Raw genomic sequence first — 7,586 nt, 5'->3', positions numbered from 1 at the left:
TCCAGTACGAATCAATTTGCCGACAATATTGCATTGCTTGAGCACTTATGATCTGCTGCGACGATGCCGAAAGGCATTTTTTTATGGTGATCAGAGGCTGGCAAATCTCGTAAATTTCGAGGTACCCATATATTCCTCTCAACAATTTACCATCACCCATAAGCCATGTCTAATGAACTTTTTAATGCTGGTCTAGCATTTAGGCAAGCTATTCAATCACGCCAGATCCCCCCGCATCAATTTGGGGCCTTACTCCAGGATATCTGCACTGATCAGCCAGGACTCAAGCCAGCACTGCTTGACCTATCTGCAAGACAGGTCTTTAGAGAGATCATGCTGCACCAACCAACCACACAGAAGGCACTTGCGAAAGACCGGCTGCTTTCGGAGATCAGGCCTCTTTATCGCGATGAAATCGTTTCTCAGCTGACAGCTTTTATTGATGGAGCTCTTGATTTGAATACTATTGATCATGTGGCTTCTGGTTCACAGACTATAAACGAAAGATCACTGCACAAGCCGAGGCAGCAAGGAGTCGCCGGCCTTACGTCTGGAAGTTTTTACGCAGACAATCCAAGTCGACTGCTGCTGCTTTCTGTATTATCATTTGGAATCTATACTTTTCTATGGTCTTACCGCCACTGGCGGCATTACAAGAGGGTTGCTGCTACTTCGCAGTCCCTCCCTGCGTTGCGCAAGAATGACGCGAGCATTCTCCCATTCTGGAGTGCATCCTTTGGAGGTTTTTATATCATAGGTGCCTCTAGAAGGATCCGTCTGAGACTCAACGAGCTCGGCTTCGATTCTGATGAGCCAAGGCCGTGGCTTGTCTTCATTCTTTTCTCGCTTGTTCCTTCACTGATTAATCTTCTTCAAGCTTCTGAGTCGGTTTCAACAAATATAGTTCTGCTAGCAGTCTCCATCTCGATCATTATTGTTGCTTATATGCAGCCTGCTCGCCTGCAAGAGCTGGCCAATAAAGTTCTTCAGCAGGAAAGCGGAGTGCGACCGCAGTTCCGAACGCTTAACGCCTGGGACTGGCTATTTGTCATTTCCGGAGGAATTTTCTCGGTTTTATACATTATTGGAATGCTGGTTCCGCCTTCATGGCTGGAGAGCTAGCTTTCGATTGAGGTTCCAGAATTTATCCGCGACAATTATGCCTTTTTTTGGTTATTCAGCAGGATTGATTTGCATCCAGCTCGGATGTAGTCCCGCCAGCATGTGATGACCGCAACTTGCCTGTAGGCTCAATGGTTCAACCAGGCCTTAGCAATGGGTATGCTAAGGGATAAGACTAGGCCTGGCTTTGGGGATTCGTTTCTCACCAGAGCACTCGAGCTAGTCATATCCGGTCATCAGCAACACTTAATTTTATCTCAGACGTTTTACCGTCACCTAAACTCTTCAGCATGTACCATTCACTTCGAATTTTGCTGATGCAGCCTAGAAGAAAACTAGGCTTTTGTTTGCGCCTACATATTTAATCTGGCTTGTCAGAACAGTATCTGGCAGGCATCAAGGATGCTTTGACCTCCAACCAGTACAATTATGTTATGCACCTCATGCGCGCTAGACCTACAGCAGATCATTATACTCATGGGTAGTGTCGCTACGAAACGAACTCTATCGATCCGGAAACTTATTCTCTACATGTTGCCTCCTCTAGTCTGATGAGATCAAGCAGCACAGCCGAGCCAGACCGCATCAGCGACCAGCAGCTGGGCTGCAACCTGGCGGCCCTGATTGCTCAACAGGCATCATCAAACCTGCCCTTCAGCGTCATCTACGGTCAGCTTCAAGATTTGCTTGGCGATGACACCGCTCTGCTTGGACCGCTGCGGGATTTGCTGGGTCGCCCCGCCTTCCAGCAGCTTCTTGGGCTGAAACGACACTCGGTGCAGCTGGGGGCTCGTGATGCCCTTCTTCAGGATCTGGCGCTCACCTACAACGCTGGGATGGTTGTCCGTTTAGCGGTCGTGATCGACGGATGCATTGGCCTTCCCCCCGGCTCGGTACCGCCGATGTCACAGCAATCGGCTTACAGCACTCAACCATTCACTACTTCGCCAACTTCGGTCCACACCCAAAGACCTCTGCAGGGTTCCCCTTCCCTTGTCTCAAACAGTCCGACTCCTGTCGTGATAGCGCTGGCAGGCAGTCTGGTGGACACCACCTGCCAACCGTTGAACTCCTCTAACAATGACGAGGATGTTGATGCTTCGCACTCAGGAGCTTTGTTGGAGACCATCCGCTACAACTTGCGGTGGCCGCGGCTGGCGCGATCCTCGCGCCTTACGGCCACGGCGGTTGGGGCCGTCCTCGTGCTGGTGGGCATTGCTTCGGTGACGCGCCCACGACCGCCCTCCCCCGGCCCCAGCCGAACCTCCCTTGCCGCGCAACCCGCTGCCACTACAGTGTCAGTGGAAGCCAGCAAAACCGCCGTGCCACCGGCTCCAGTAGCGGCGATTCTGCCGCTGCGGGCCGAGGCCCCTAGCGAAGCTCAGGTTCAGGCGCTTTTGGCGGCCTGGCTCGATGCCAAGACCTCCATCCTGGCCGGCAAGAACAGCCGCATCCCTCTAGATACACTGGCTCGGCCCTCCCAGTTGGATCGCCTCAGAGCCGAGCGCGATAGTGATAAGGCCCTCGGCGAAACCCAGAGCATCAGCACCGACATCACCAAGCTGGTGATCAACGAGCGAGACGCCAACCGCATCGCCGCCACGGTGGGGATGAGCTATACCGATCAGCGGCTCAACTCCAAGGGGGATCCTCAAGGCGAGCCCAGCAAGATGGAGCTTCGCAACCTCTATGTGTTTGGCCGCGACGGAGGTATCTGGCGCCTGGTGAGCTTCCAGAAAGCTCCCTGACCAGCCGGACTGGTTTTTACGATCGTTTGAATATGGGGTCTAGGCCCCAACCCCTGGCCCCGGAGTGGCACCGCCGATGTCACAGCAATCGGCTAACAGCAATCCGTCATCTTCGATATCGTCATCGTCATTTCACCCCCCAGATCTCAGAAGGGTTCCCCTCTCGCTGCCGCAAACAATCCGACCCTTGCCTTGGTGCCGGTGGCCTTGTTGCTGCTGATCGCGCTGGGGGCCGGCTGGTGGTTGGGCAGCCAGCAGAACTGCCGCCAGGTGATCGTTTATCCGGGCATTCAGCGCCTGGCTCCCTAACGGCAGCCGCAGCGGAGAAGCCCCAGGGATTCACGACAGCACAACGTAACCCGGACACGTCACTATTGACTGCACTGATGGAGAGGATGAGAAGTGTAGTGACGGATTATGACTTGATGAGCAAGGTTGGCAAAATGAAAGCAGCCAAAGCAATCGCAATATAAATCAGCCAAGATGGCACAGAAAGTTGTACCATTAAAAGTCCGCCCGCGCACAATGTCGCCAAAATAATAATATCAGCGACTAGCATCCTTTTGCTTCTAGGAATTTGCAGCTTGCTGGCGCCGACGGGCCTGCAAGGACGTAGAACGGAAGCTGCTTCCCTATCTGCATTGGTTTCCCTGTAACGACGACTGAGCGCCTTAAATACATGTCCTCTTTGGTATAGAGCGGAGGTGTTGTTTGGCGTCAATCGGAGCGCTTCCGTTAAATCGTTTAGTGCCTCTTGATAGTTGCTTTGCGCTGAATATGACGCAGCTCTAAGCATGTAGTCGGCAGCCTGGACAGCCTGTCGGTAACTCATGGCTTTAGTTGCTAGCTCAATCGCGTGCATATGATTACCACTTGAAGCCTCATTCTTTGCCCGCTTTAAGCAGTCGCTTGCGATCCATTCCCGGGCTTCTACATGGCCACGATCGGCCGCTGTCTTGATCTTATTGCGAGCCACGTCTGGCTCTAGCATCGCTTCGTGGATAGTGCCAAGATGGTATAGTATCTGCATATCATCCGCATCAAAATGTACCACACTGGTCAAGTCTTGAGCCGCTTTTGTCAAGTCTCCGGACTTGGCATGAAGGCTTGCCCTCTGCCGGTAAAGCCGCGCATTAGTACTGTCAAGCTGAATCGCCTCTGAATATTTCGAAATTGCTGTCTTGATGTCACCGATGCGGGCGGCTTCCTCGGCTAGTTTGCAGTAACACTGAACAAGTTCCTGCGTGTTTACTGCTACAACTGGTTGACTCCTTGGCACAGGCGCATTCTCTGTGCTACCTGGGGGCTCTTGGCCCCCGTTCGATAGGGACAGCACATTTGATGGAAGATCCAAGAGTCCATTCAGAAACTCAGCTGAACGCTCTAGGATTCCCTGGTTACACCAGGCGGCAATATCCTTCAGCATGGCATCCCGCCCTGCCATCCGAGCGGCAGAACTCGTATGGTTCCGCAATGCCTCAAAACCTGGGCGCTCGGTCAACTGCCGAAGAGCAGGCCATAGCGATCGATCATCACCGAGTAGGTCTTGCAAAATGGCCTGGCACAGCTGGGGTGTCGGGCTCTTGATATTGTCCAATGCCCTGGCAAGGTTCATTCCCAGGTCGTGATCTCCCCTTGGTGCCGCTTGCGAGGTCATAGCTGTAGGGGCTTCGCCAGACTGCTCATTCATCCTCAATCATAAATAGCCACTGCTCTCAAAGCCCACCTGTGTTGGAGCAGCAACAAGAACAAGTTGCTGAGCGATACGAACAAGGCTTTTTCTACGACTTTTGCCGTAGCCAAGGCAAGATTATAGAGGTCGATTTTGGCTATGATTTGAATGCCTACATGGCAAATAATATATTGATTTTTGCAGCTGTAGCTTGGCTGTAAGGAGTTGATCAAATCTTCTGATTGAGCAATACCTGCGCTGGCATGAAAGTCGAGACCAAGACGTGTGCCTCTGCAAGGTTCCATTCCGGAGGTAGCGCTGATCAGAATCAGGCTGATGAAGCCCGTCCCTTAGTGTTGCTCTACTTCACCCTCAGGACGGTGACAGTAGGTAGCCCATCCGAACCCGCCCGAGTCAGAGACCACAAGCTGGGGCAGCAGCTTGCCGGGCTGATAGCTCAGCAAGCGGTGTCCAGCCTGCCCTACGGCACCATCTTCAGTCAGATCCAGGATCTTGTCGGCGAGGACACCGCTCTCTTGGGTCCGCTGCGGGATTTACTGGGGCGCCCTACCTTCCCGCAACTGTTTGTCCAGAAGCAGCACTCGGTGCAGCTAGGGGGTCGCGATGCCCTCCTGGAGGATCTTGGGCTCACCTACAACAGCGCGATGGTGGGTCGACTGGCTGATGTGATCGACGGATGCCTAGGGCGTCCACTCAGCATGGCGTCATCGGCGGCCCAGCCACCTACCTACGCTTCCCGGCAGCACTTCACGTCACACGCGCCTTCAACGCCTCACCCCGCCACACAGCCTTACGCTGCGACTGGACCCATCAACTACGCCCCAGCGGGGACGGGGCAGCCCCAAATAATCCAGACAGCGCCGAGCAACCCTCAGACTTCAATCTTGATCGCGCTGGTAGCCATGTTGGGCGGCGCCGTCATTGTTGGTCTTGCCTGGCTCTTCTTAGGAAACCGTCTTCAGCAGAGCACAGCCTCCGTCCCATCACCGAAGGCCCCCCTCAGTACACCGCAGCCTGCTGAGCCGGCTGCGGATCCTCCTACTCAGGCACCATCGAAACTACCGACAGCTCCCAACGACTCAGGACAGGGAGCGTGGGGCAGTGCCTCCGACTATAAGTTCGGACAACTTCCCGGGGGTGATTACCCGCAAAGCTGCGCTTTTTCCCGCACTGACCCCAGCGGGCGCGTTAATACGGACAAATCACAAGTGGAGTTCTGGGCTTGCCGCGATGTGGGAGGTGATGCCGAGAATGGATATAAAGTGGCCTGGGCTGATGGTAAGGAGACTACTTACACCTACAGTCCAGAGGGGCAAGGTGCTGTGGTGGGCACCAATGGCAGTAGTCATCCAATCACCTGGCGGAATGACACCCATCAAGGCGATTCAATCATCGTGATCAATCATCAGGATGGGGCTGTCTCCTGGATCCCTGGGAACGTCCGTTGAGCAGTCCCATCGAAAGCGGCCACCAGTCCAATCGGGCCTTGGATCCAGCACAACCCGAGCCGCCAGCAGATCAAGCGGGACCAGATCATCCTGTTAAGGACTCAGAGCCAATCGGGCCGTACTTCGCCGGAACAGTTCTTGGTCTTGTTTTACTCATGCTGGGCGGCCTCGGCTACCTGCTAGCAATCACGGTGCGGCAACAACCCAAAGTGATTGATCCGCGTTGGGGACTCGATCCGTCTGGTGTTGCATCCAATGGGAACTCTCCTAACCAATCTGGTCTGCAGCTGAACTCTGAACACACCAAAAGCACAACGCCTCGGATCAACGGCGACCAGGCAGATCAGCGTGTTGCACTGGCATGCCTGAGCGGTAGCCAGACAGAATTGCAAGCGCCGGCGGATCCCTCCAACTACGGCACGCGCCAGGCCACTGACTGGAAAGGGCGGCCAGTAGCCAACAAACCAGCTCTGATCGTGCTGCACGAGACTGTGGTCGATGAGAGCACCGCACTGGCTCTGTTTCAAAGTACCCGCACCAGCGATGCCCAGCAGGCTAGTTATCACATGCTGATCGGCCGCGATGGCCGGCGCCTGCGTCTAGTGGCCGACAGTGAGAGGGCCTACGGCGCCGGTGACTCTGACTTCAAGGGAATGGCTGTGCAGCTCAAGCCTGGATTGCAGCCATCCTTGAACAACGTTGCTTTGCACGTGAGCCTTGTCTCGCCTCCCGACGGAGCGGATGGCGAGCGGGGCCACCATTCCGGTTACACCAATGAGCAGTACCGCAGCCTGGCGTCACAGATTGCCCAATGGAAGGTGCTGTATGGCATCGGCTCAGGCTTGGTGGTAACCCATCAGGAGGTTGACCGCAGCGGCAGCCGCCGTGATCCACGCAGCTTCAACTGGGCTCATCTTGACCAGAATTTCCGCAGTCAGTGGCTGGCATGCGGCGGATCGCCGCTCACCGCTGATTTAGGGCGCACCGGCGTTCGAACCCAGGGGCGTTGAATGACCCACTGAAGTGCAAGGTTGGGATGGGAATCGGCCGGGAGATCGGCGAACAGGTGCACCAATGGGTGAACAGCGGTGAGCTGAACAACCTGCCGCGCCAAGCGCTTGTCAATCGGTTGATCGATGCCGCCGGTGCATCGCGACGACTTCACGGGCCGCTGCTGGATCTGGGCCGACAACCATTGTTTTTGCAACTGCTCGGAGAGCAGCAACAAGCCAAGGCACGCGCGACTATGCAGGCCCTCACCGCTGAGCTGGGGGAGATCTATAGCAAGGACATCCTCACTGAGCTGGTGCAGCTGCTGGAAGCAGCCATTGGCATCCCCGGGGTCTCACAGGCCACAGAGCATTCCTGCTCGCCTTCGGCAGCAGATTCAGGTTGGATCGCACACCATTCTTTTGTTAATTCTTGGCGTCTGGCCAGAACGCTGCGTCCGCTAGGAGCGTGTCGCAAGTTGCGGTGAGGCCAGGAAGCGGTGATTGAGCTCCTGTGATTGCGGAATATCCGATCGCAGCCGTGGGGACATGAACCAGGACCTCAGGCCGTTGCCAGCGATGCCCG

6 protein-coding genes are annotated in these 7,586 nt (G+C 55.2%); 5 read left to right on the top strand and 1 reads right to left on the bottom strand.

Features of this window, described 5'->3' with window-relative positions:
• The first annotated feature begins 165 nt into the window (after positions 1-165).
• Both KBY83_RS15130 and KBY83_RS15125 read left to right on the top strand, forming a co-directional pair.
• Positions 166-1,122, top strand: a complete 957-nt coding sequence (locus KBY83_RS15130) for a hypothetical protein (protein WP_255020395.1) — start codon at positions 166-168, stop codon at positions 1,120-1,122.
• 551 nt (positions 1,123-1,673) lie between these two features.
• A complete protein-coding gene (locus KBY83_RS15125; protein WP_255020394.1) occupies positions 1,674-2,870 on the top strand; it encodes an IMS domain-containing protein in 1,197 nt (398 codons plus the stop codon).
• Positions 2,871-3,285: 415 nt separating this feature from the next.
• Here KBY83_RS15125 and KBY83_RS15120 read toward each other — a convergent pair whose 3' ends face one another.
• A complete protein-coding gene (locus KBY83_RS15120) occupies positions 3,286-4,296 on the bottom strand; it encodes a lipopolysaccharide assembly protein LapB (RefSeq protein ID WP_255020393.1) in 1,011 nt (336 codons plus the stop codon).
• 305 nt (positions 4,297-4,601) lie between these two features.
• Here KBY83_RS15120 and KBY83_RS15115 point away from each other — a divergent pair, with 305 nt between their 5' ends.
• The 3 genes from KBY83_RS15115 (at position 4,602) to KBY83_RS15105 (ending at position 7,488) form a co-directional block, all read left to right on the top strand.
• A complete protein-coding gene (locus KBY83_RS15115) occupies positions 4,602-4,763 on the top strand; it encodes a hypothetical protein (RefSeq protein WP_255020392.1) in 162 nt (53 codons plus the stop codon).
• 1,634 nt (positions 4,764-6,397) lie between these two features.
• Positions 6,398-7,021 carry an N-acetylmuramoyl-L-alanine amidase gene (locus KBY83_RS15110; protein ID WP_255020391.1) on the top strand — a complete coding sequence of 208 codons (624 nt, stop codon included), beginning with the start codon at positions 6,398-6,400 and terminating at the stop codon, positions 7,019-7,021.
• Complete coding sequence (locus tag KBY83_RS15105; protein WP_255020390.1) at positions 7,018-7,488, top strand: hypothetical protein; 471 nt, start codon at positions 7,018-7,020, stop codon at positions 7,486-7,488. The genes KBY83_RS15110 and KBY83_RS15105 overlap by 4 nt, the downstream gene beginning before the upstream one ends.
• Positions 7,489-7,586: the final 98 nt, after the last annotated feature.

The sequence above is a fragment of the Cyanobium sp. WKJ7-Wakatipu genome (assembly GCF_024345355.1).
GTDB lineage: Bacteria > Cyanobacteriota > Cyanobacteriia > PCC-6307 > Cyanobiaceae > Cyanobium_A > Cyanobium_A usitatum.
Note: the sequence above shows the minus strand (reverse complement) of the source record. Positions and strands in the feature narration are given on the sequence as shown.